The following is a 22,884-nucleotide window of genomic DNA, read 5'->3' as shown; positions in this document are numbered from 1 at the left end:
CGGCTGGGGCAGGATGGCGGCATGGTGGACGCGGTGCTCTTCGACCTGGACGGCGTGATCGTGGACTCCGAGCCGGTCTGGGAGGAGGTCCGGCGCGCGTACGTGGCCGAGCACGGCGGCCTCTGGCAGCCGGACACGCAGCGCCGGCTGATGGGCATGAGCACCGGCGAGTGGGCCGAGTACCTCAGCGGTGAGCTGGGCGTCGACAGGTCGGCCGAGCAGGTCGCCACCGAGGTGGTGACCGAGATGGCCCGCCGGTACGCGCAGCGCGTACCCGTGATCGACGGGGCGGAGGAGGTCGTGCGCCGCATCGCCGCGCGGTGGCCGCTCGGGCTGGCCAGCTCCTCCCCGACCCGGCTGATCGCGGCGGCGCTGGACGCGACGGGCCTGGCCGGCTCGTTCGGGGCGACGCTGTCGACGGAGGAGACCGCCCGGGGCAAGCCCGCGCCGGACGTGTGGCTCGCGGTGGCCGGGCGGCTGGGCGTCGACCCGGCCCGCTGCGTGGCCGTGGAGGACTCGTCGAACGGGGTCCGTTCGGCAGCTGCCGCCGGGTGCCGGGTGGTGGCGGTGCCGCACGGGTCGTACCCGCTCGATCCGGACGCCGAGGCGCTCGCGACCGTGCTGCTCCCCTCGATCGGCGCGCTCACGCCCGCTGTGGTGGCGGGGATCGACTGAACCACCCACCCGCCGCCACCACCCGGCCTACGGTCGGTGACATGAGGGCTGTGGTGTACGAGGGGCCGCACGAGGTGGCCGTCAACGAGGTCGACGACCCGCGGATCGAGGATCCGAACGACGTGGTCGTCCAGGTCACGACGACCGCGATCTGCGGTTCGGACCTGCACATGTACGAGGGACGGACGGCCGCCGAACCGGGCATCGTGTTCGGCCACGAGAACATGGGCGTGATCGTCGAGACCGGGCCGGGCGTGACGAGCCTGCGCGTGGGTGACCGGGTCTCGATGCCGTTCAATGTGGCGTGCGGGTTCTGCCGCAACTGCCGGGAGCAGCGCACCGGGTTCTGCCTGACGGTGAACCCGGGCTTCGCCGGCGGCGCGTACGGCTATGTGTCGATGGGGCCGTACCGGGGTGGGCAGGCGGAGTACCTGCGGGTGCCGTTCGCCGACTTCAACTGCCTGAAGCTGCCGCCGGGCACCGAACACGAGAACGACTACGCGATGCTCGCCGACATCTTCCCGACCGGCTACCACGGGGTGGCGATGACCGGGCTGCGGCCGGGCGAGAACCTGACCGTGATGGGCGGCGGGCCGGTCGGGCTGATGGCGGCGTACTCGGCGGTGCTGATCGGGGCGTCCGAGGTGTTCGTGGTGGACCGGGTGCCGGACCGGCTGCGGCTGGCCGAGTCGATCGGCGCCACCCCGATCGACTTCAGCGCGGGCGACCCGGTCGAGCAGATCCGGGACCGGACCGACGGGGTGGGGACCGATCACGGCGTGGACGCGGTGGGATACCAGGCGTCCGCACCCAGCGGCGAGGAGCAGCCGGCGCTGGTGCTGAACACGCTCGTGGAGGTGGTACGCGCGACCGGGGCGATCGGCGTGGTCGGGCTCTACCTCGCGGCGGACCCGGGCGCCCCGGACGAGCACTCCGCCCGGGGTGAGCTGCTGTTCAAGGTGGGCAAGCTGTTCGAGAAGGGCCTGCGGATCGGCACCGGGCAGGCGAACGTAAAGACCTACAATGCGTACCTGCGAAACCTGATCATGGCGGGGCGGGCGACCCCGAGCTTCGTGGTGAGCAAGGAGTTGCCGCTGGACGCGGCGCCGGAGGCGTACCAGCGCTTCGACCGCCGCGAGCCGGGCTACTCGAAGGTCGTGCTCAAGCCGGCCGCCTGACGAGCCGTCGTACGGTGGCCGGGTGCGCCCGGGGCCGCATGTTCGGGCGGCTGCCGGGTAGCGCACCCGGAAGGACGGCGGAGGGACGGCGATGAAGGCGATCGTGTACGAGCGCAGCGGGGACGCCTCGGTGCTCCAGGTGGTCGAGCGGCCCGTGCCGGAGCCCGGCCCCGGCGAGGTGCTGGTGCGGATGGCCGTGTCGGGGGTGAACCCGACCGACTGGAAGGCCCGGCAGGCGTGGCCGCTGCCGAGCGGCTGGCAGATTCCGCACCAGGACGGCGCCGGGGTGGTCGAGGCGGTCGGTGAGGGCGTGGACCGGACGCTGATCGGCGAGCGGGTCTGGGTGTGGGAGGCGGCGTGGCAGCGGCCGTGGGGCACCGCCGCGGAGTACACGCTGGTTCCGGTCCGGCACGCGGTGCCGCTCGGTCCGGCGTCGTTCGACCTGGGGGCGGCGCTCGGCATTCCGTTCATGACCGCGCACCGCTGCCTGACCGCCGGTGAGTACATGCCGGACAAGCTGCACGCGGGCGCGCTGAGCGACCACGTGGTGCTGGTGCAGGGCGGCGCGGGCGCGGTGGGCAACGCGGCGATCCAGCTCGCGAGCTGGGCCGACGCGTGCGTCATCGCGACTGTGAGCGGCCCGGAGAAGGCACAGCTAGCGGCGGCGGCCGGGGCCGACTTCGTGATCAACTATCGCGAGCAGGACGTGGTCGAGGAGGTCCGCAAGGTCGCGCCCGACGGGGTGCACACGATCGTCGAGGTCTCCGCCGCCCGCAACGCCGCCGCCGACGTGCGGATGCTGCGTACCGGCGGGGCGGTCTGCGTGTACGCAGACGACGGCGGCGACGAGATCACGTTGCCGATCCGGCCGCTGATGGTTCCGAACGCGCGCTGGCAGTTCGTGCTGATCTACACCGCGCCGAAGGTCGCCAAGGCGCAGGCGGTCACCGACATCGCGGCGGCGGTGGCGCAGGGCGCGATCCGGATCGGTGAGGACGCCGGGCTGCCGCTGCACCGGTATCCGCTGGCGGACGCCGCTGCCGCCCAGCAGGCGGTGCAGGACAGCGTGGTGGGCAAGGTGCTGGTCACCACCGCGGACGAGTAGGTGACCGGATTTCCCCGACAGCCGGACAGACGCGAACAAGTTTCGCAACAATGACGGTGCGGGTCAGCCCGTAACGGACGGGCGGCCCCGGCGCGGTGCGAACGCCGGGGCCGCCCTCTGGGAGGAATGCCCGTTGGAAACGTGTTCCTGCCCGTGTAGGCGACGGTACGCCCCGAAACGTTACGACGCGGTCAGTTCCCGTACGTCGAGCCCGCCGTCGGCGTACCGCGAACGCACCACCTTCTTGTCGAACTTGCCGACGCTGGTCTTGGGCACGGCGTCGATGAACGCCCAGCGTTCCGGCAACTGCCAGCGGGCCACCGAGCCGGCCAGGAAGTCCCGCAGCTCCTCGGCGGTCACCGAGGCGCCCTCGCGAACCACGACGGTGGCCAGCGGACGCTCGTCCCAGCGCTCGTCCGGTACGCCCACCACGCACGCCTCCAGCACCGCCGGGTGCGCCATCAGGGCGTTCTCCAGCTCGACCGAGGAGATCCACTCCCCGCCCGACTTGATCACGTCCTTGGCGCGGTCGGTGAGCGTGATGTAGCCGTCCGGCGAGAGCGTGCCGACGTCACCGGTCCGCAGCCAGCCGTCCCGGAACTTCTCCTCCTCCGGCACGTCGTCGCCGATGTACCGGGCGGTCACCCACGGCCCGCGCACCTCCAGCTCGCCCACCGACGTCCCGTCCGCGGGCAGCGGCTCACCGGCCGGACCGACGATCCGCGCGGTCACGCCCGCCGGTACGCGGCCCTGCATGTAGCGGTAGCGCCAGGCGTCGTCGCCGGTCGCGCCGGCCGGCGCCCGGGACACCGAGCCCAGCGGCGACATCTCGGTCATGCCCCAGGCGTGGATGACGTCGATGCCGTAGCGGTCGTGGAAGGCGTGCATCAGCGCCGGCGGGCACGCCGACCCGCCCACGATGACCTCCTTCAGTGAGGAGAGGTCCACCTCGTGCGCGTCCAGGTAGGCCAGCAGGTCGGTCCAGATGGTCGGCACCGCCCCGGCCAGCGTGGGGCGCTCGGCGGCGATCATCGCGGCGATCGGCTCGGCCTGGAGGAACCGGTCCGGCATGATCAGCGAGGCGCCGGAGAGGAAGGCCGCGTACGGCAGGCCCCAGGACATGGCGTGGAACATCGGCACGATGGCCAGCTCGCGGTCGTTCGGCCCGAGCCCGAAGCCCTCCGGCATGCAGACCTGGAGCGAGTGCAGGTAGATCGAGCGGTGCGAGTAGGCGACGCCCTTGGGGTGGCCGGTGGTGCCCGAGGTGTAGCAGAGCGCGGCCGCGTCCCGCTCGTCCACCTCCGGCCAGTCGAAGTGGTCGGGGCGGTCGGCCAGCAGCGCGTCCCAGTGGTGCACGGTGATCCGGTCACCGGCCGCGGCCAGCAGCGGGGCCGGGTCGCCGCCGCCGACCACCACCACGTGCGCGACGGTCGCCATCTCGCCGATCACCCGGGCGAGCAGCGGGATGAGCGTGGTGTCGACGAGCACCACGCGGTCCTCGGCGTGGTTGGCGATGTAGGCGACCTGGTCGGGGAAGAGCCGGATGTTGAGCGTGTGCAGCACCGCCCCCATGCTCGGCACGGCGAAGTACGCCACCAGGTGCTCGTTGTTGTTCCACATGAACGTCGCGACCCGCTCGTCGCCGGTCACGCCGCACTCGTCGCGCAGCGCGTGGGCTAGCCGGGCGGCGGCACGGCCGACCTCCGCGTACGTCATCCGGCGCGGTTCGGCGCCGGTCCAGGTGACCACCTCCGCCGCGCCGTGCACGGTGGAGCCGTGTTCGAGGATCCGGGCGACCTGAAGGGGGGCGTCCATCATCGTGCTACGCATGGGTAACAACGTAGTGGCGGCGGTCACATCTACGGAACCCCCCGGAACCACCGAGGTGATCACGGATGATGCGTAGATTGTCCGGGTGAGCATCTCGTGGGCCGACTCGTACGTGGGGCAGCTCCGCGCCCTGGCCGGTGACCGCACCCTGATGTTCGTCGGCGCCCGCGCCGTGGTGCGCGACAACGCCGCCCGGGTGCTGCTGATCCAGCGCTCCGACAACGGCCAGTGGGCGCTGCCGGCCGGCGCCATGGAACTGGGCGAGTCGATCGCCGACTGCGCGGTCCGCGAGGTGCGGGAGGAGACCGGCCTGCGGGCGCTGCGGGTCAGCGCGTTCGCGCTCTACACCGGCCCGGACCGCACCCACACCAACATGTACGGACACACGTACCAGGTCTTCACCACCGCGTTCCGGGTCGACGAGTGGGACGGCGAGCTGGACCGGTTCACCGACGAGACCACCGACGCCGCCTTCTTCCGTCCGGCGGACTTCCCGCACCCGCTCTCGTCGAGCGTCCACGAGACACTCGCCGACCTGGACGTGTTCGAGCAGACCAACCGGCTGATCCTCAAGTAGCCGCCGGTCACAGCATCGTCTGCGACTTCGCCTCCATGTCGGCGGCGGCCTCCTCCTTCGACTCCTTGGTCAGCGGCTTGCCACCGGGCGCGGGGGCCTTGCCGCCGATCGGGTCGGCGCCGCCGGTGGCGCCCTGCGGGCCCGTGCCGCGCAGCTGATGGTTCGGCATGGCCAGCGTGGCCAGCACCGCGACGATCGCGATCAGCCCGGTGGTCAGGAAGACCAGGTGCAGCGACTCGACGAACGAGGCCTGGACGGCGGCGCGTACCGGGGCGGGCAGGGCCAGGATGGCCGCCGGGTCGTTGATCGAGAAGTTCCCGCCGGCAGACACCGCGGCCCGCTGCTCCGGCGGGAGCTGCGCGAGCGCGCCCGGCAGCCGGCCGGCCAGCTCGGTGGTGAGCCGGGACGACAGCACCGCGCCCAGGATGGCCACGCCGAACGAGCCGCCGAGCGACCGGAAGAACGTGGCCGAGGACGTGCCCGCGCCCAGGTCGCGCACGCTCACCGCGTTCTGCACGGCGAGGATCAGCGACTGCATGCACAGGCCCAGCCCGATCCCGATCACCACCATGTAGCCGAACGCGGCCCAGAGCGAGGTGGCCACCCGCAGCTGCTGGAACAACAGCATGCCGACCACCAGCACGGCCGCGCCCGCCACCGGGAACCACTTGTACCTGCCGATCCGGCTCATCGCCCGGCCGGTGACGATCGAGGTGATGATGACGCCGGCCATCATCGGCAGCATCAGCAGACCGCTGCGCGTCGGCGAGGCGCCCTTGACGATCTGGAGGTAGAGCGGGATGAAGATGATCGACCCGAACATCACCAGACCGAGGACGAAGCCCGCCGCGTTCGCCAGCGCGAACGTGGCGCTGCGGAACAGCCGCAGCGGCAGGATCGGCTCCTTGGTCCGCGCCTCCTGGACGACGAACAGCACGCCCAGCACCGCGCCCGCGGCGAACAGGCCGACGATCACGCCGGAGCCCCAGGCGTACTCGGCGCCGCCCCAGCTCAGCGCCAGCAGCAGGCAGCTCACGCCGGCCACCAGCAGCGCCGCGCCGATCCAGTCGACCGTGTGCTCCCGCCGCTCGAACGGCACCAGCCGCATCACGTGCCAGCAGACCACGATGGCGAGGATCGCCAGCGGCACGTTGATGTAGAAGATCCACCGCCAGTTGGTCTCCGCGAAGTAACCGCCGACGAGCGGCCCGGCCACCGAGGAGACGCCGAACACCGCGCCGAACAACCCCTGGTAGCGCCCGCGCTCCCGGGGCGAGACCACGTCCGAGATGATGGTGAACGCCAGCGTCATCAGCCCACCCGCGCCGAGACCCTGCACGCCGCGCGTGACGATCAGCTGGGTCATGTCCTGCGACAGCCCGGCCAGCAGCGAGCCGAGCAGGAACATGCCGATCGAGAACAGGAAGACCGGCCGGCGTCCGTACAGGTCGGCCATCTTGCCGTACAGCGGCGTCGAGGCGGTCGACGCCAGCAGGTACGCGGTGACCACCCACGAGTAGTGGTTGATGCCGCCCAGCTCCCCCACGATCGTCGGCAGGGCGGTGCCGACGATGGTCTGGTCGAGCGCCGCCAGCAGCATCCCGGTCATCAGACCGAACATCAGCAGGCGGATCTGGCGGACGGGCAGCGCGGGCGGGGCGGTCTGGGCGGTCATCCCGCTTCCTATCCCACCGGGGGCGGATCATGCCCCCGGTGGGCCTGTGACTTTCCTCAGGCGGCGTGCCGACCCTCGGCGAACTCCTCCACGATCTTGGCGCAGAACGCCGGCAGGTCGTCCGGCTTGCGGCTGCTGACCAGCCCGTTGTCGGTGACGACCTCCTTGTCGACCCAGTTCGCGCCGGCGTTTGTGAGGTCGGTGCGCAGGCTCGGCCAGGAGGTGATGGTCCGGCCCCGCACCACGTCCGCCTCGACCAGCGTCCACGGGCCGTGGCAGATCACGCCGACCGGCTTGCCGGCGTCGAAGAACGACTTCACGAACCGGACCGCGTCCGGGTCCGCGCGCAGGAAGTCCGGGTTCGCCACGCCACCGGGCAGGACCAGACCGTCGTACGCGCCGGCGTCCGCCTCCTTGACGGTGACGTCGACCCGGTACTGCTTGCCGTGGTCCAGGTGGTTGAAGGCCTGGATCGAGCCGGAGTCGAGGGAGACCAGCTCGACCTGCGCGCCGGCGTTCTCCACCGCCTCCCGGGGCTGGGTGTACTCGACCTCCTCGACGCCGTCGGCGGCCAGGAAGGCGATGCGCTTGCCCTGAAGTGTCGCTGCCATGCTCTTCTCTCCTCTCCGAGGTATGTCTGCACCGTTCCCCCGGCCGATGCGGCGAAACCGGGCGCACCGGGTGGCCCGCGTCGCGTTTGGCCCGACGGCGCGGGGGGATCCGCAGAGGCATGGCAGGAGCAGCAGCGGAAGAGCGCCGGCTGGCCACCGTGGTGGCGAGCTGGCAGCAGCGTCCCGTGCTGGTCGTCGGGGACGCCATGCTGGACGAGTGGCGGTTCGCCGAGTCGGAGCGGCTCTGCCGCGAGGCGCCCGCGCCGGTCCTCACCCTGCGGCGGCGGATCTCCGCGGCCGGGGGCGCCGCCAACACGGCGGTCAACGTGGCGGCGCTCGGTGGACGGGCGGCGCTCGTCGCCCCGGTCGGCGCCGACGTGGCCGGTGACGAGCTGCACGACTGCCTGGACCGCGCCGCGGTCTGGGACCGTACGGTGAGCCAGCCCGGCCGGCCCACGCCGGTGAAGCGGCGGATGCTCGCCGGCAACCAGATCCTGCTCCGTGAGGACTCCGGCGGCCCGGAGGACGCGCTGGACGACGACGGGGTGGCACGGCTGCTGACCGCCCTGCACTGCGCCACCGAGGAGCTGCGCGCGGTGGCCCCGGGACAGCCGCTCACGCTCGTGGTCTGCGACTACGGCCTGGGCGCCCTGCCCTCGGCGGTACGCGCCTGGCTGGTCGCCAACCGGGACCGCTACGGCACCGTGGCGCTGGACGCGCACGACCTGGCCGACTGGCGTGGACTGAACCCGACTGTGGTGACGCCGAGCTTCGCCGAGGCCACCCGGCTGCTGGCCCGCGCCGCCGCCGGTTTCGCACACGGCGAGCGCAACGCCGTACCCAATGGGGGTGACCTGCACCTGGACCACCCGGCGGAGGCCGACGGCCCGTCCGAGCTGATGGTCGGCGCGGCGCCCGGCGGGTCCGGCGACCGTGCGCCGGGCAGCCCGCACCCGACCTCGGGCGCGCCCGCCGCAGCGACGTCCGGCGGCTCGACCGGCCCGACCGGCGAGCCGACGCCCGGCGAGGAGCGGGTGGCGCTGACCGGGGACGGGCTGAGCGTCACCGGCACCGGCGTGACGGTGAGCGCGACCGCCGGCACCGGCGTGGACCGGGCCGTGCTGGCCGAGTCGCGCCTGCCCGAGCTGCGCGCGCACACCGGCGCGGACGTGGTGGCGGTGACCCTGGACACCGAGGGCGCGGTGGTCGGCGGCGCCGAGGGCGAGCCCCGGCGCAGCCACAGCACCCCGGTCCCGGCCAGTCACGCGGTGGGCGCCGGGGACGCGTACCTGGCGGCCATGACGCTGGCGCTCGCCGCCGACGCCGGCCTGCCCACCGCCGCCCAGCTCGCGCAGCTCGCCGCCACCATCACGGTCGCCGACACCGGCACCTGCGTGTGCCGCCGCGAGGATCTGCTCGCCGCGCTCGGCACCGGCCCGGACGACGGCGGGCACCCGGCGCTGGTCGGCGCCGACGAACTGGCCGCGCTGGTGGACGAGCACCGGCAGGCCGGCCTCTCGGTGGTGTTCACAAACGGCTGCTTCGACGTGCTGCACCCGGGGCACGTCCGCTACCTGACCCAGGCCCGCGCGCTCGGTGACCTGCTGATCGTGGCGGTCAACTCGGACGGCAGCGTCCGCCGGCTCAAGGGCGCGGACCGGCCGGTCAACCCGGTCGAGGACCGGATCGCGTTGCTGGCGGCGCTGGCCTGCGTCGACCACGTGGTGGTCTTCGAGGAGGACTCGCCGGCCCGGCTGATCGAGGCGGTCCGCCCCGACGTCTACGTCAAGGGCGGCGACTACCCGCCGGAGATGGTGCCGGAGGCGCCGCTGGTGCGGCGGCTGGGCGGGCAGGTGCGCACGCTCGGGTACGTGCCGGACCGCTCCACCTCGGCGATCATCGACCGCATCCGCGCCCAGTCGCTCATGAGCGAACGCACCGAGCGGAGCGAGGACAGCCCCGTGGGCGAAGGCAGGCCGGCGTGACGCGACCGCTCGACCCGGGCACGCCCGGGCAGTTCCGGCAGCGCCGCCGGCTCGACGTGCTGATCCCCACCCGCAACCGGCCCGCCGAACTGGCTGTCACGCTGTCCGGGCTGGCCGCGCAGGAGGGCGTACCGGGGTTCGGGGTGGTGGTCAGCGACCAGTCCGACGGCGAGCCCGCGTACGCGCATCCGGCCGCCGCCACCATGGTCCGGGCGCTGCGGCACCGGGGGCATCCGGTGCTGCTGACCCGGCGGCTGCCCCGTCGCGGCCTGGCCGAACACCGGTGCTACCTGCTGGCCCAGTCGGCCGCCGACGCGGTGCTCTGCCTCGACGACGACGTGTGGCTGGAGCCGGGAACGCTGTCCCGGCTGATGACCGCGCTGGACGAGCTGGGCTGCGGGTTCGTCGGCAACGCGGTGCACGGGCTCTCCTACGCCGACGACGTCCGCCCGGAGACGCACCAGCACTACGAGGAGTGGGCCGGACGGCCGGTGCCGGAACGCATCATGCCGGGCACGCCGGAGTGGCACCGGGCGTCGATCCACCCGGCCGCGAACCTGCTGCACGTCACCGAGAAGCTGAACCTGCCGCCCGGGCAGTGGCGGGCGTACAAGGTCTCCTGGATCGGCGGCTGCGTGCTCTACGACCGGACGAAGCTGGTCGAGTCCGGTGGCTTCGACTTCTGGGAGCGGCTGCCCGACCGGCACCAGGGCGAGGACGTCGCCGCCCAGCTCGCCGTGCTGGAGCGCCACGGCGGCGCCGGCGTGCTGCCCAGCGGGGCCTACCACCTGGAGTCGCCGACCACAGTTACCGAGCGGGACGTGGAGGCGTGGGAAGTGGTGCTCAGCGAGTCGACGGCGGAGGCGTGAGCAGCTCGCGGGCCGCCTCGATCACCTCGGCCGCCGGCACGTCGGCCACGAACGACACCCGGTGCGGGCACTCCCCGTCGCCGGGCCGGTGCGGGTAGATCCCGGGTGTGCAGTCGACGCCGCAGACCGGGCAGTGGGTGGTCCAGGCGGCGATCGGGCGGTGCCGCCCACGCAGCGGCGACGCCCCGTTGATCAGGTTGCCGACCCAGAACACCCCGACGGTCGGCGCGCCCACGGCGGCGGCCAGGTGCAGCGGGCCGGTGTCGTTGGAGACCACGAGCGCGCAGTCCGCGTACGCGGCGGCCAGCGCGCCGAGCGGGAGCGTGCCGACCTGCGGACGCACCGGCACGCCGGCCGCCGCCACCACAGCGTCCACCGTCTCCTGCTCGGCGGGGGTGCCGGTGACAAGCACCTCGTACCCGTCTCCGGCGAGCGCGCGGGCGACCTCGGCGAAGCATTCCGGCGGCCAGCGGCGTCGCGTGTCGGTGGCGCCCGGGTGCAGCGCCACCCGGGCCCGGGTGGGTTCGCCGAGCACGGCGGCGGCCTCGGCCCGGTCGGCGGCGGTGACCGCCAGCGACGGGGTGATCGTGGTGGCGGGCGCGCCGACCAGCGCGGCGACCTCCAGGTAGCGGATCACCTCGTGCTGGTAGTAGACGTAGCGCAGCCAGCGGTCGAGCGGCGGCGCGCCCTCGGCCCGCAGGCCGGCGGTGACCCGGGCGCCCAGGCCCGCCACCAGCGGGTTGGAGTTCGCGCCTCCGCCGTGCACCTGCAACGCCAGGTCGAACCGCTCGGCGCGGGCCGCGGCCAGGAAGCCCGGCACGTCGCCCGGCGACTCGACCGGGCCCGGATCGCGGATGCCGGGCGCCGCCGGCACCACCAGCACCCGGTCCACCGGGCCGGGCCGGTCGCGCCAGAGCGCCGCGTGCCACGGCGCGCCGAGCAGCACGATCTCCGCCGACGGGTACGCCGACCGCAGCGCGTCCAGCGCCGGCAGCACGAAGATGAAGTCGCCGAGCGCGTTGGCGCGCAGCACGGCGATCCGCTCGACGTCGGGTACGCGCTCGCCGACCGGGCCGAGCAGCGACGGCTCCGGGTCGCGGCGCGGCGGGTCGGAGTCACCCGACGGGCTGGTCACGCGGCCCCTACGGCCTGTCGATCTCGTCGAGCGCGGTGTCGGGGTGGTGCAGCTCCCGGTCCGCGGCCGGGTCGGCCGGCATCGGCGTACGGTCGACGCCCGCGCGCGGGCCGGTGCGGCCGACGGTGATGGTGCGCGGCGCGGGCCGGGCCGCCCGGGGCAGCCGCACCCGCAGCAGGCCGTGGTCCATCACCGCGTCGATCCGGTCCGGGTCCACCCGGGACGGCAGGTCGACGCGGTACTCGAAGCCGCGCGTGGTGAACCCGCCCGGGATGCCGTGGTCGGCGTTCACCTCGGCTTCCGACCGGGCGCGTACGCACAGCTCCCGGTCGTCCAGCTCGACGGCCACCTCCTCCGGCGCCACACCGGGGAGCCGGACGACCACTTCCCAGCCGTCCGCCGTCTCGGCCAGATCCACGTCCTGGCTGCCGGAGCGTCCGCCGACCAGCCGGCTCAGCTCGGAGCGCAGCGACTGGAGCTCGCCCATCGGGTCCCAGCCCTGCTGGCGGCCACGCCAGCCCCGTCCGCTGCCCTGTTCCGTCATCGCGCGTCTCCGATCCGCTGGGTCGCCGAGGGGGGTCGCAGCGAGCTGGGCGCGTTGAGATCGTGCTCCGGGTCGACGCCGACGCCGAGGCGGTCCACCAGTTCACCGCCGAGCCACGCGCTGACGCCGAGGATCGCCAGGGCGACCACCTCGATGGCGACGAGCGCGCCCCCGGCCGCCCGCGAGTCGGCGTTGAGCCGGACCACCCAGACCGCGGCGAACAGCAGAATCACCGCCACGTTGGCGGCGGCGTGGGTGACACCGACCCGCTTGGCGCGGGTGCCGGCCGGCAGGGCGCGGAACGCGAACGCCCCGGCCGCCGCGGCCAGCAGGCCGCCGATCAGACCGACGGTGATGTTCCAGTACGCGACTTCGGCCAGGAAGCCGGGCCCGCCCACGGTGTCCACCACGTCGAAGATCACGGCGGTCACGAAGAGCGCCACCGGAAACATCACGAGCATCGGGTGCACGGGATGGCCGAGCACCTTGAGCCGGCTCTCCATCTCGGCCTCCATCCGTCACGTCCGGCCGCACGCTGCGAACCGGTCCCTACCCGCCGGCCCCGGGGGCAAACCCGACACTCGACGCGCTCTCCTAGGCTGACCATGGCGGAACGCGGCCCGTCGCGGGCCGGAACCGTCGTGACGATCAACGGACGGGGGAGGAAGACGTGACGACCCGGGAGATCACCAGCGAGGCCGAACTACGCGAGCTGATCGGCACGCCGATGCCGCGCGCTGCCGCCAAGGACCGCCGTACGCTGCACGAACGCGACCGGGAGTGGCTCGCCGCGTCACCGTTCTGCCTGATCGCCACCGCCGGCGCGGACGGCACCTGCGACGTCTCCCCCAAGGGTGACCCGCCCGGCTTCGCGCTGGTGCTCGACGACACCACGATCGCGATTCCGGAGCGGCCCGGCAACCGGCGGGCCGACGGCTACCGCAACATCCTGGCCAACCCGCACGTCGGGTTGATCTTCCTGATTCCCGGCCGCACCGACACGCTGCGGATCAACGGGCGCGCCCGGCTGATCGCCGACGCGCCGTGGTTCGCCGACATGGAGGTCAAGGGCCACCGGCCGGTGCTGGCCGTCGAGGTCGCGATCGAGCAGATCTTCTACCACTGCGCGAAGGCGTTCCTGCGCTCCGAGCTGTGGCAGCCGGAGACCTGGCAGCCGGACGTGCTGCCGACGCGGGCCCGGCTGATCAAAGAGGTGGAGGCCCCGGCGGAGAGCCTGGCCGACCTGGAACGCCACTACGGCCCGGCGTACCTGGAGACCCTGTACCGCTGAGTCCCGTGGTCAGGGCCGGACGTTGCGCTTGCGCTTGCCCCGGCCCACGTACCCGCGACCGCCCGTCGCCGGCTCCACCCGGCGCGGCCGGTCGCGGCGCGGCGGGGTGACACGCCGACGCCTGATACCGGACAGGGCCAGCACCACCCCGACGCCCAGGGCGGCCAGCCCGACCACGCCGAGGACGCCCTGCACCCGGCCGCGGTGGCCGCTGAGCTGACCGAAGTCGGTGACGAAGTCACCCGGGTCCGCCGGGTTCACCCAGATCGACACCTCCGCTCCGGCGGCCCGGCACACCTCGAAGCAGGCCACCTCCTGCGCGTGCGTCCGGCCGTCCACCTCGTAGCTGAAGTACATGGTGCTCGACGAGGGACTCCGGTTGCCGCCGCTCTCCGTCACCTGGTCGACGACGACCGCCCGCGCGGGCGTACCCCGCTCGCGCAGCGTCACCGCCCAGTCGTCCAGCTCCATCTGGGTGTGGAACGGCAGCCACAGCAACGCGCCGCCGCCGACCACCAGCAGTACGCACGCGAGGCGGATCAGGAACGACCGGCGGATGATCACCCGGCCATCGTCGCCGGGGCCCGCAACCCCGGGACCGGCACCGGATGGGGTTGAATCGGCTGCGTGGCGAAGACCTTGACGATCACCACCCGGAACGCGAGCTTCCAGCAGTGGCAGGCGCTGCTGACCAACCGCAACAAGCGCCAGCGTGCCGGGGAGTTCCTGGTCCAGGGGGTACGCCCGATCACCGTCGCCCTGGAGCAGGGCTGGGAGATCCGGGCGCTGCTGTACCCGGACCGGCAACAGTTGTCCCGCTGGTGCCGGGAACTGCTCGACCGCGCCGACGCCCGGCGGGTCGCGCTCGCGCCCGAGCTGATGCGGGAACTCAGCGGCAAGGAGGAGGAGTCCCCCGAACTGCTGGCCGTGGTGGCGCAGCCCGATGACGACCTGGCCCGCGTCCCGGTCGGGCCCGACATGCTCGTGGTGGTCTTCGACCGCCCCAAGACCCCGGGCAACATCGGCACGCTGATCCGGTCCGCCGACGCCTTCGGCGCGTCCGGCGTGGTGATCACCGGCCACGCCGCCGACCCGTACGACCCGAAGGCGGTCCGGGCCAGCACCGGGTCGCTGTTCGCCGTACCGGCCGTGCGCGTCCCCAGCCACCACGCCGTCCTCGACTGGGTCGCCGCGGTGCGGAAGGCGGGACCACAGATCCAGATCATCGGTACGGACGAACACGGCGACGTGGACGTAGCGGAGCACGACCTGACCGGGCCCACTGTCCTGCTCGTCGGCAACGAGACGCACGGACTCAGCAAGGGTTGGCAGGAGGCGGCCGACCGGATCGTACGCATTCCGATCGTCGGTGCGGCCAGTTCGCTGAACGCGGCGGCGGCCGGGACGGTGGCGCTGTACGAGGCCGCCCGCCAGCGCGCGAAGCAGCGGTGACGCCTGGGCCCGCCGCTACGAGGCGGCCGTGCCGGTTGCGGTCCTCGACGGCCGCTCGCGTCCCCACGCGGCCAGCGGTTCGAGCGCATCGTTGAGGCGTACGCCGTCCTCGGTCAGCGAGTACTCGACGCGGGGCGGTACCTCGTCGTAGGAGACGCGGCGCACGACGCCGTCCGCCTCCATCTCGCGCAGGTGGGCGGCCAGCACCTTCTCGGTGATCCCCGGCAGCAGCCGGCGCAACTCGCCGAAGCGGCGGTACGGGTGCTCGTGGAGTGCCCAGAGGATCAGCACCTTCCACTTGCCCCCGATCACCTCCATCGCGGCGTCGATCCCGCAGACATGGCCGTCCGGTGCGCCCGGCCGGTTCAACGTCGTCATGCCCCACCCTTCCGACCTGCTCGCTCACCTCAGAGTAACCACCTACTCCGAAGTGCGTACTTGTTCACCTGCGGGCCTGCGACCAGCCTTTTCGGCATGGCACACGACACTGTGGAGAAGACGCCCGTGACGCTGCTGGGCCTCGGCGCGATGGGCGCCGCGCTGGCCCGCGCCTGGCTCGCCGCCCGCCACCCGCTCACCGTCTGGAACCGCACCCCGGCCCGCGCCGCGGCGATCTCCGCCGAGGGAGCGACGGTCGCGAACAGCGCCGCCGAGGCCGTCGCCGCGAACACCCTTGTCGTCGTCTGCCTGCTGGACGACACCTCGGTCGAGGAGGTGCTGGCCGGCGCCGACCTGGCCGGCAGGGATCTGGTCAACCTGACCACGGGTACGCCCGCCCAGGCCCGCGCCCGAGCCGACTGGGCCCGCGAGCGCGGGGCCCGCTACCTGGACGGCGGAATCATGGCCGTCCCTCCGATGATCGGCGTCCCGGACGCTGGCGGCTACGTCTTCTACAGCGGCTCCCGCGAGCTGTTCGAACGGCACCGGGAGACGCTCGCCGTCCCCGCCGGCACCACCTACGTCGGCCGGGACGCGGGCTTCGCCGCCCTGCACGACATCGCCCTGCTCAGCGCCATGTACGGCATGTTCGCCGGGGCAGCGCACGCCTTCGCCCTGATCCGCCGGGAGGACATCGACCCCGCGTCGCTGGCCCCGCTGCTCGCCGACTGGCTCGTCGCGATGGCCCCGACCGTTCACCAGACCGCCGACCAGCTGCGCAGCGGCGACTACACGAAGGGCGTCGTCTCCAATCTCGCCATGCAGGTGGCCGGCACGCCGACGTTCCTGCGCACCGCGGCAGAGCAGGGCGTCAGCCCGGAACTGCTCAGCCCCTACTTCGAGCTGATGCGCCGCCGCCTGGCCGAGGGCAGCGGCGAGGAGGACCTGACGGGCGTCATCGACCTGCTGGTGCGCTGACCGCCGCGGACCGAGACAACCCACGTGGACCGCCGATACGCCGATGGTGATCCCGGCTGTTCCCCTGATGAGAATTCCCAGCGACGCAATGACGATCGTCCGATGCGACAGAAGCATCCGCAGCGCGTACCCGATCGCGCCGGCCCGACCGGCGGCGAGGGCAAGTTGCCGGTCGCCCGCTGGCGGCGCGTCCTGGCGGTTCTCGCGCCGGTGATCGCGGCGGTGCTCGGCGCCGCGATGGCCACGCAGTGGGAGGTCGGCGGCGGCCGCGCCGTCAGCTCCCTACCCGCTCCGTCGCGATGGATGGCCGAGAACCTGCCGTTGTTCGACGGTGGGGAGCCGGCGTGGATCTGGCGCGGGCCCTTCTTCGTGTCCGTGCTGCTGGCGCTGCCGCTCGTCTGGACGGTCACCGGCCACGCCACCGCGATGCCCCGCCGCCTCACGAGGTACGGGCTCCTCACCGCAGGCATCGCTATCGGCCTGGAATACAGCACCCCCGGGTACGGGTGGTTGTTCGACCTCGTGGCCCTGTTGACGGCGCTGGTGGGCACCGTCTGGTGCGGGCTGCAGGGGCTGCGTCGCGGCGTGCTGCCGCGCCGCGTCGCATGGGCGCTCGTCGCGGCACTGCCGTTGACGCCACCAGCCGGCTTCCTCACGTTCTGGTACCTGCCGCCCGGCCTGACCATGGGCTTGCTGCTGGCCTGGGCCGCTGCCGCCGTCTTGTCCGGCTCCCCCGCACCATCACTTGGAGGTGTACGTGGCTCTGTTCGGTGACGACCTGGACGCCGTCGCCAACCGGCTGGGCAAGGCGGTCGCAATGCGAGATGCGGATTGGATGCGGGCCGCTCACCTCGGGCTCGTGGGTCTGCGTGGGGTTGCTCTGACCGGCCAACTGCGGCGCACCGTAACAGGCGGTTACGACATGGGTCGGGTGCCGTCAGCGCCTGCGGCTTTCCTTGGCTGCACGGATGGCTAGGGAGCCATCGGCCGCCGCAACGATCCGCTGACACGTTGTCGCTCCCTCCCCGTAGCCTGCCCGGCAGAGTCCGTACGACGGAGGGTGCGTTGTCTGCTGTCGCGTCACTGACCCTGGTTCCCAGGAGAAGCATCCCCGAGTTGGCCCGCCTCGCCCGCACATCGTCGTCGTCACTCGGCTCCTACCTCGCCGAACACGGACGCGAGCCGCGGGAGGAGTACGACTGGTCCGGGTACTGCATGCTGCACGTCTTGAGCTATCTGGAGGAGCGCGACGTAGACCTGGAGCAGTCGGAGTTCGATGCCGAGTCGGCGGCCATCAACAAGGTGCACGACCTGACCGTGCTCATCACTCCCGCACACAAGCGGTTCCTGGATCAGCTCGACCCCGCCGGGCACCGCGAGGCGGAGTTGGCCGCCCACTTCGAGGAAATGGGACTGGACTTCGAGGAGAGCGGCACGGCCGGTTTGGATGGGCTGAGGCTGTTGCGCGACAGCATCTCCGAACTCCGCGACGACCAGGTATTGCTGCTACGCATCGGCTGAGGCCAGAGGCGCCAGATCCGGTCGAACCACCCGTGACGGTGATCACCTGTAGCACTTGACGCGGTGCTGCACATGTCTGTCCTGGATGCAGTCGTGTATCCAGGACAGGAGCAGAGTATGACGACCGCGGTGCTCGACCGCGCGCCGACGCCGCCGCCCGTCAGCAGCCCTCCCGGGCGGGCGCCCCGGTTGTACGTGCTGGACGGGTTGCGGCTGATCTGTGCTCTTGCGGTGGCCGGATACCACTTCGGCGACTCATGGAGGTTGGACGGCGTGCGCCCGCCGGCATACTTCCTGCCGGACGCGGCACCGGTGCTGATCTATGGCTTCCTCGGAGTCGAGACGTTCTTTCTGATCAGCGGATTTGTGATCCTCATGAGCGGCTGGGGGCGCACCGTTCGCGAGTTCGCTGCCTCCCGCGTCGCGCGACTCTATCCGGCGTTCTGGGTGTGCGTGCTGACCACGACAGCCGTATCGGCAGTGCTGCCGATCAGCGGCGGGCTGCCTTTCCCACCTCTGCCGGACGGGTGGGGCGTGCTGGTCAACCTGACCATGTTGGCGGAGCCCCTCAACACGCCGCTTGTCGACACCGTGTACTGGACCCTCTGGATCGAGCTCCGGTTCTATCTGATCGCGGCGTGCATTCTTGCGGCCAAGCCGACCGAGCGGGGAGTAAAAATATTCGCTGCCGTGTGGCTGGCAGTCGCCGTGGTCATGCCCGTTTTCCGGGGTGCCGCCCTGGACGAGGTCGTGATGTCCGATTTCGCACCGTACTTCATCGCCGGAATCACCCTGTTCCTGCTTCGCCGCAACCGATCCGATCCATGGCTGTGGGTGCTGCTACTCGCCACGTGGCTGGTCAGCCTGCAGCGCGTGCACGAGCGGACCCTGGAGTTGAAGCCCGGCTTCGAGGTGCCCGTCTGGCCGGCACCGGTACTGCTCACCGGGGTGTACCTTCTGATGCTCGTCATCGCGCTCGGCTACACCAACCGGGTGAGAATGCGCTGGCTGGCCATTGCGGGTGCCATCAGCTACCCCTTCTACCTCTTGCACCCGCGCATTGGATACAGCGTGATCCGCAACGTGTACGAGGAAACCAACCTTCCCGCGTCGATACTGATCGGCGGCACCGTGCTTGGGCTGCTGGCGGCAGCCTGGCTTGTCCATCGCTTCGTCGAGCGCCCACTCGCACCCTTGATCCGCGGCTTCGTATTGGACCGGCGACGACTATGAGCACCAGACGCCACGCGCCGAACACGAGGAAGGGTGTGGATCCGACGACCGCGGAGGCCGATTCCGCCTTCCGCGAGCTGTTCGAGGCCGCGTATGACGGTTTGCTGCTCTTCGTCGAACGCCGTGCACACCTCGCCGTTGCCGAAGACGTGGTCGCCGAGACGTTCTTGATAGCGTGGCGCCGCTTGGACGAAGTACCGAAGTCACTCGGCGAGGCCCGCGCCTGGCTGTTCACCGTCGCCCGCAACGTTCTGCACAATCGGCAGCGCAGCGACCAGCGGCAGCAGAGCCTCGCGCTTCGCGTCCTCCAGGAACCCGATGCTCCGAGCAGCACCGAGGCCGACCTCGCGGCTACCCGCGTCGACCTGGTGAAGGCTTGGCAGCGCCTGTCATCGGCCGATCAGGAAGTGCTGACGCTGACCGCGATCGAAGACCTCACCGGGCCGCAGGCAGCACACGTACTGGGCATTTCCCGGCCCGCGTTCAGTTTGCGCCTGCTGCGCGCCCGTCGCCGCCTGCGTCAGCATCTTGGTCAGCGGCCGATCAGCGAACCCACAAACGTCCCTGCACCGGCCGGCCCTTCACGACGCGGAGGCTCCGCATGACCCACGACGACGTCCTCGCCCGGACAATCCGCTCTGCCGCCGTCCCGGTGCCCGCACGCGTCGCGCAGGAACCCGCGCGAGAATTGCTCGAGCGGATCGTCGCCACTGATCGGCGACCGCGCCCGGCACCAGCGCGCACATCGCACCGTCGGCCTCGCCTGGCGATCGTCGGCGCGGCCGGAGCGCTCGCCGCCGCTGTCGCCTTCACCCTGACATTTCTCAACGCTGGTCCCGCGTTTGCGTCGTGGACGCCCGAGCCGAGTCCGATCTCGGATACCGAGGCACGCGACATCGCCGGCAAATGCCTGCCTGCCCAGGACGCGAGCGTCGCAAGGGTGGTCATCGGTGAAAAACGCGGCGAGTACGCATACGTGAACGCCGTGTCGCCGGCTGGAAGCCAGACATGCTTCCGCGATCGCAACGGGGACGTGACGAATACCAGCATCCTGACCGTGCTGACCAGCACCGAGCGGCTCGGCGCCGGGGGTGTCGAGCTGTACTCGTGGGGTCAGCTACGCACCGACGAAGGCTACGTCCGGATCATGGCGGGACACGTCGGCTCACAGGTGACGAGCGTGGAGATCAACTTGCGGACCGAGGATGGCGATTCGTCACGGACGGCGCGGGCAACCGTTCGCGACGGTTACTTCGGCGCCTGGTACCCCGAAGGCCTCGATGAGTCGAGCAGCAACACCACCACACTGACCGTCCGCCTCGCAGACGGCAGCGCGGTGATCCTGTCCGCCCGCGAACTGTACGAACAACCGAAGCTGGACTGAGGGTGGCTCGGCAGGCCCCGCCCGCCCACGTGCTGGCCGGCTTGCTACCGATCAGTGACGGGCTCATCACGCCACCGGAAGCGCGCCTCGTCCCCTTCGATGACCAAGATGAACCATGGCACCTCGCGCCCGGTCGGGTCAGTCATCGTCACGGCCGGATAGATGGCCTCGTGCGCCTGGCGCAATGCCTCAACATCCCCGGAGTTCACGGCCTCGATCCATGCCGCGAAAATCGGTCGCAGTGGTCGGAAAGCAGGCTCTGGCCGAAAGCGGCCGCGGATCCAGGGGAAGTCGAGCTCCCGCTCATCGACCTCACCGACCAACTCGCTGCGGTGGTGCACCCGCCAGACCCTGCCCACCTTCATTCCGGCAGCGTAGGCCGCGCTGCCGCCAACCACTCCTCTTCCTGAAGCCCATCTCCGTCGAAGGGCGCTGTTGTCCGCCCCGGAAACGGCGAATCCCAGGCCGATGACCTGGGATTCTGTACCGAGCCGCCTGACGGAATCGAACCGTCGACCTACGCATTACGAGTGCGTCGCTCTAGCCGACTGAGCTAAGGCGGCAACGATCGTAAAGTGTACGGCACTCCCCGGCCGAAGCCGAACCGGATCCCCCCGCCTCCGAACCCGGACACCGAGCCACATCCGCCCCGTCACGGGAGAGACTTCGCGCCGCGTCCCGACTACCCTGCGGCGGGTGACCGACGAACCGCCGCGGCCAGCGGCCCCCGAGGCGCATCCCGGCGAGCGCGCCACCCGCCGCCCCCGCAAGATCGACCCGCAGGAGTTGGGCTTCACCCCGCGCCGGCCGGTGCCCTGGCTCGCGCCGCTGCTGTTGATCAGCACCGGCCTGCGTACGCTGCTGGCGATGCTGTTCGGGGCGTACCTGGACAAGCGCGAGCTGCAGAACGCGTTCGGCGACGGCACGTTCCGGCAGGTCGGGCCGGACGGCGGGCTCTGGCTCGACTACGTGGCCGACCTGGGTGACGGCTTCGACGCCACGTACTCGGTGGCGTACCTGCTCGCCCAGCCGGAGCTGACGGTGGACGGGCACCGGCTTCCGCGGGCGCAGACGCTGGTGATGGGTGGTGACCAGGTCTACCCGGCGGCGGGCTACGAGGCGTACGAGGACCGCTGCAAGGGCCCGTACCAGTCCGCGCTGCCGGTTGCTCCGCCGGAGAAGCCGACGCTGTTCGCGGTGCCGGGTAACCACGACTGGTACGACGGGCTGACGGCGTTCCTGCGGCTGTTCGTGCGGACCCGGGACCGGCACTTCGGCGGCTGGGGCACCGGCCAGTCCCGCTCGTACTTCGCGGTCGAGCTGCCGGCCGGCTGGTGGCTGCTCGGCCTCGACGACCAGTCCGGCTCGTACCTGGACGACCCGCAGCTCACCTACTTCGACGAGGTGGCCCGCAAGCTCACCCCGGAGTCCAAGGTGATCCTGGCGGTGCCGGCGCCGACGTGGGTCAAGGCCGTGGACCACCCCAACGCGTACGACTCGATCGACTACTTCATCCGTACCCTCGTCGCGCCGACCGGCGCGCAGGTGCGGGTGCTGGTCTCCGGCGACCTGCACCACTACGCCCGTTACGCCGGGACGGACCGGCAGCTCGTCACGTGCGGCGGTGGCGGCGCCTACCTCTACCCCACGCACCGGCTGCCGGAGAAGCTGGAGGTGCCGCCGCGTGACACGCTGACCCGGCGGGCCAGCAACACCCGGGAGTACGACCTGGCCGCGCGCTACCCGGACAAGGCGCGCTCCCGCCGGTACGGCTGGGGCATCTTCGCCCGGCTGCCGTTCCGCAATCCGGGCTTCACCACGCTGCTCGGCACCCTGCACACGCTGCTGATGCTGGCCATGGCCGGCGTGGCGGTGCAGCGGGTGGGCACCACCGAGCAGCGCCTGTTCAGCGTGCCGCTGGCGATCATGCTGGTGGTGGCGATGATGGGCGCGGTGTTCTTCGCCAAGCCGCCGACGGCGGGCGGGAAGCGGCACGCCCGCCACTGGATCCTCGGGGTGGCGCACGGACTGGCCCAGATAGCTCTCGCCGCCGGCGGCACGTGGGTCTGGTTGCAGCTGCCGTTCTACGACTGGCCGTGGCCGCTGCCGGCGGTCGCCGCAGCGGTGCTCTACGGGCCGGTGAGCGGTCTGGTCGCCAGCCAGCTCGTCGCGCTGTACCTGCTGGTGGCCGGCGCGTTCGGGGTCAACCTGAACGAGTTGTTCGCCGCCCAGGGCATCGAGGACTCGAAGGCGTTCCTGCGGTTCCGGATCGACCCGGACGGCACGTTGACGATCTACCCGATCGCCGTGGACAAGGTGTCCCACGACTGGCAGCTCAACCCCGACCAGTCCCCCACCGCCTCCTGGCTGACCCCGAAGGCCCCGCTGACCCCTTCGGGGTCAGCCAGGCGGCGGTGGGGGACTGGTCGGGGTTGAGCTGCCAGTCGTGGGACACCTTGTCCC

24 protein-coding genes and 1 tRNA gene are annotated in these 22,884 nt (G+C 71.8%); 15 read left to right on the top strand and 10 right to left on the bottom strand.

The window, feature by feature from the left end:
- The first annotated feature begins 21 nt into the window (after nucleotides 1-21).
- The 3 genes from BAW75_RS28370 to BAW75_RS28360 all read left to right on the top strand — a co-directional run bounded on the left by BAW75_RS28370 (nucleotide 22) and on the right by BAW75_RS28360 (nucleotide 2,958).
- A complete protein-coding gene (locus tag BAW75_RS28370) occupies nucleotides 22-675 on the top strand; it encodes an HAD family hydrolase (RefSeq protein WP_104115559.1) in 654 nt (217 codons plus the stop codon).
- A 41-nt stretch (nucleotides 676-716) separates the two neighbouring features.
- The gene (locus BAW75_RS28365; protein WP_064448869.1) at nucleotides 717-1,853 is read left to right on the top strand and encodes a glutathione-independent formaldehyde dehydrogenase; all 1,137 of its coding nucleotides are present in this window, start codon (nucleotides 717-719) and stop codon (nucleotides 1,851-1,853) included.
- Nucleotides 1,854-1,944: 91 nt separating this feature from the next.
- A complete protein-coding gene (locus tag BAW75_RS28360; protein ID WP_104115558.1) occupies nucleotides 1,945-2,958 on the top strand; it encodes an NADPH:quinone reductase in 1,014 nt (337 codons plus the stop codon).
- A 180-nt stretch (nucleotides 2,959-3,138) separates the two neighbouring features.
- Here BAW75_RS28360 and BAW75_RS28355 read toward each other — a convergent pair whose 3' ends face one another.
- Nucleotides 3,139-4,788 (bottom strand): fatty acid--CoA ligase, encoded by a 1,650-nt coding sequence (locus tag BAW75_RS28355; RefSeq protein WP_104115557.1) that lies wholly within the window; start codon nucleotides 4,786-4,788, stop codon nucleotides 3,139-3,141.
- Nucleotides 4,789-4,873: 85 nt separating this feature from the next.
- Here BAW75_RS28355 and BAW75_RS28350 point away from each other — a divergent pair, with 85 nt between their 5' ends.
- Nucleotides 4,874-5,365, top strand: a complete 492-nt coding sequence (locus BAW75_RS28350) for an NUDIX domain-containing protein (RefSeq protein ID WP_030503787.1) — start codon at nucleotides 4,874-4,876, stop codon at nucleotides 5,363-5,365.
- Nucleotides 5,366-5,372: 7 nt separating this feature from the next.
- Here BAW75_RS28350 and BAW75_RS28345 read toward each other — a convergent pair whose 3' ends face one another.
- On the bottom strand, nucleotides 5,373-7,040 hold the full coding sequence (locus BAW75_RS28345) for an MDR family MFS transporter (protein ID WP_104115556.1): 1,668 nt from the start codon (nucleotides 7,038-7,040) through the stop codon (nucleotides 5,373-5,375).
- Between the two features lie 56 nt (nucleotides 7,041-7,096).
- Nucleotides 7,097-7,651, bottom strand: a complete 555-nt coding sequence (locus BAW75_RS28340) for a type 1 glutamine amidotransferase domain-containing protein (RefSeq protein WP_043327208.1) — start codon at nucleotides 7,649-7,651, stop codon at nucleotides 7,097-7,099.
- 119 nt (nucleotides 7,652-7,770) lie between these two features.
- Between BAW75_RS28340 and rfaE2 the strand changes: the two genes are divergently transcribed.
- Together rfaE2 and BAW75_RS28330 are read left to right on the top strand one after the other, a co-directional pair.
- On the top strand, nucleotides 7,771-9,636 hold the full coding sequence (gene rfaE2 / locus BAW75_RS28335) for a D-glycero-beta-D-manno-heptose 1-phosphate adenylyltransferase (protein ID WP_244206299.1): 1,866 nt from the start codon (nucleotides 7,771-7,773) through the stop codon (nucleotides 9,634-9,636).
- Nucleotides 9,633-10,505 carry a glycosyltransferase family 2 protein gene (locus BAW75_RS28330; protein ID WP_104115555.1) on the top strand — a complete coding sequence of 291 codons (873 nt, stop codon included), beginning with the start codon at nucleotides 9,633-9,635 and terminating at the stop codon, nucleotides 10,503-10,505. Before rfaE2 ends, BAW75_RS28330 begins: the two co-directional genes overlap by 4 nt.
- Here the strand turns inward: BAW75_RS28330 and BAW75_RS28325 are convergent.
- Genes BAW75_RS28325 through BAW75_RS28315 form a run of 3 tightly spaced genes read right to left on the bottom strand, consistent with a single transcriptional unit; the run spans nucleotide 10,480 to nucleotide 12,687 of the window.
- Entirely contained in the window at nucleotides 10,480-11,640 is a 1,161-nt protein-coding gene (locus BAW75_RS28325) for a glycosyltransferase family 9 protein (RefSeq protein ID WP_104115554.1), read from the bottom strand. The genes BAW75_RS28330 and BAW75_RS28325 overlap by 26 nt on opposite strands.
- A gap of 7 nt (nucleotides 11,641-11,647) precedes the next feature.
- A complete protein-coding gene (locus BAW75_RS28320; RefSeq protein ID WP_043327210.1) occupies nucleotides 11,648-12,184 on the bottom strand; it encodes an Hsp20/alpha crystallin family protein in 537 nt (178 codons plus the stop codon).
- Nucleotides 12,181-12,687: a DUF2231 domain-containing protein gene (locus tag BAW75_RS28315; protein WP_104115567.1), complete on the bottom strand. Its 507-nt coding sequence runs from the start codon at nucleotides 12,685-12,687 to the stop codon at nucleotides 12,181-12,183. Before BAW75_RS28315 ends, BAW75_RS28320 begins: the two co-directional genes overlap by 4 nt.
- Before the next feature lie 167 nt (nucleotides 12,688-12,854).
- Here BAW75_RS28315 and BAW75_RS28310 point away from each other — a divergent pair, with 167 nt between their 5' ends.
- A complete protein-coding gene (locus BAW75_RS28310; RefSeq protein WP_030503779.1) occupies nucleotides 12,855-13,475 on the top strand; it encodes a pyridoxamine 5'-phosphate oxidase family protein in 621 nt (206 codons plus the stop codon).
- A 9-nt stretch (nucleotides 13,476-13,484) separates the two neighbouring features.
- On the opposite strand, the gene BAW75_RS28305 is transcribed toward BAW75_RS28310, so the two are convergent.
- The gene (locus BAW75_RS28305) at nucleotides 13,485-14,039 is read right to left on the bottom strand and encodes a DUF3592 domain-containing protein (protein WP_244206298.1); all 555 of its coding nucleotides are present in this window, start codon (nucleotides 14,037-14,039) and stop codon (nucleotides 13,485-13,487) included.
- 63 nt (nucleotides 14,040-14,102) lie between these two features.
- Between BAW75_RS28305 and BAW75_RS28300 the strand changes: the two genes are divergently transcribed.
- Nucleotides 14,103-14,927, top strand: a complete 825-nt coding sequence (locus tag BAW75_RS28300; RefSeq protein ID WP_104115553.1) for a TrmH family RNA methyltransferase — start codon at nucleotides 14,103-14,105, stop codon at nucleotides 14,925-14,927.
- Nucleotides 14,928-14,942: 15 nt separating this feature from the next.
- Here BAW75_RS28300 and BAW75_RS28295 read toward each other — a convergent pair whose 3' ends face one another.
- Nucleotides 14,943-15,305, bottom strand: a complete 363-nt coding sequence (locus BAW75_RS28295; RefSeq protein WP_064448862.1) for a winged helix-turn-helix transcriptional regulator — start codon at nucleotides 15,303-15,305, stop codon at nucleotides 14,943-14,945.
- A 96-nt stretch (nucleotides 15,306-15,401) separates the two neighbouring features.
- On the opposite strand from BAW75_RS28295, the gene BAW75_RS28290 reads away from it, so the two are divergent.
- The 6 genes from BAW75_RS28290 (at nucleotide 15,402) to BAW75_RS32170 (ending at nucleotide 20,421) form a co-directional block, all read left to right on the top strand.
- A complete protein-coding gene (locus tag BAW75_RS28290) occupies nucleotides 15,402-16,283 on the top strand; it encodes an NAD(P)-dependent oxidoreductase (RefSeq protein WP_104115552.1) in 882 nt (293 codons plus the stop codon).
- 102 nt (nucleotides 16,284-16,385) lie between these two features.
- On the top strand, nucleotides 16,386-17,057 hold the full coding sequence (locus tag BAW75_RS28285; protein ID WP_104115551.1) for a hypothetical protein: 672 nt from the start codon (nucleotides 16,386-16,388) through the stop codon (nucleotides 17,055-17,057).
- A gap of 342 nt (nucleotides 17,058-17,399) precedes the next feature.
- The gene (locus BAW75_RS28280; protein WP_030503772.1) at nucleotides 17,400-17,804 is read left to right on the top strand and encodes a hypothetical protein; all 405 of its coding nucleotides are present in this window, start codon (nucleotides 17,400-17,402) and stop codon (nucleotides 17,802-17,804) included.
- A 117-nt stretch (nucleotides 17,805-17,921) separates the two neighbouring features.
- Nucleotides 17,922-19,037, top strand: coding sequence for an acyltransferase family protein (locus BAW75_RS28275; RefSeq protein WP_104115565.1), 1,116 nt, complete (start codon nucleotides 17,922-17,924; stop codon nucleotides 19,035-19,037).
- Nucleotides 19,038-19,072: 35 nt separating this feature from the next.
- Nucleotides 19,073-19,642, top strand: coding sequence for an RNA polymerase sigma factor (locus tag BAW75_RS28270; protein ID WP_244206297.1), 570 nt, complete (start codon nucleotides 19,073-19,075; stop codon nucleotides 19,640-19,642).
- Nucleotides 19,639-20,421, top strand: coding sequence for a hypothetical protein (locus BAW75_RS32170; protein WP_146074910.1), 783 nt, complete (start codon nucleotides 19,639-19,641; stop codon nucleotides 20,419-20,421). The genes BAW75_RS28270 and BAW75_RS32170 overlap by 4 nt, the downstream gene beginning before the upstream one ends.
- Nucleotides 20,422-20,465: 44 nt before the next feature.
- Here BAW75_RS32170 and BAW75_RS28260 read toward each other — a convergent pair whose 3' ends face one another.
- Nucleotides 20,466-20,786, bottom strand: coding sequence for a hypothetical protein (locus tag BAW75_RS28260; RefSeq protein WP_030503768.1), 321 nt, complete (start codon nucleotides 20,784-20,786; stop codon nucleotides 20,466-20,468).
- A 124-nt stretch (nucleotides 20,787-20,910) separates the two neighbouring features.
- Nucleotides 20,911-20,984: transfer RNA gene (locus tag BAW75_RS28255), tRNA-Thr, on the bottom strand.
- A 133-nt stretch (nucleotides 20,985-21,117) separates the two neighbouring features.
- Between BAW75_RS28255 and BAW75_RS28250 the strand changes: the two genes are divergently transcribed.
- Nucleotides 21,118-22,857: a metallophosphoesterase family protein gene (locus BAW75_RS28250; protein ID WP_104115547.1), complete on the top strand. Its 1,740-nt coding sequence runs from the start codon at nucleotides 21,118-21,120 to the stop codon at nucleotides 22,855-22,857.
- Nucleotides 22,858-22,884 lie beyond the last annotated feature (27 nt).

The organism is Micromonospora chalcea (genome assembly GCF_002926165.1).
Lineage (GTDB): Bacteria > Actinomycetota > Actinomycetes > Mycobacteriales > Micromonosporaceae > Micromonospora > Micromonospora chalcea.
Note: the sequence above shows the minus strand (reverse complement) of the source record. Positions and strands in the feature narration are given on the sequence as shown.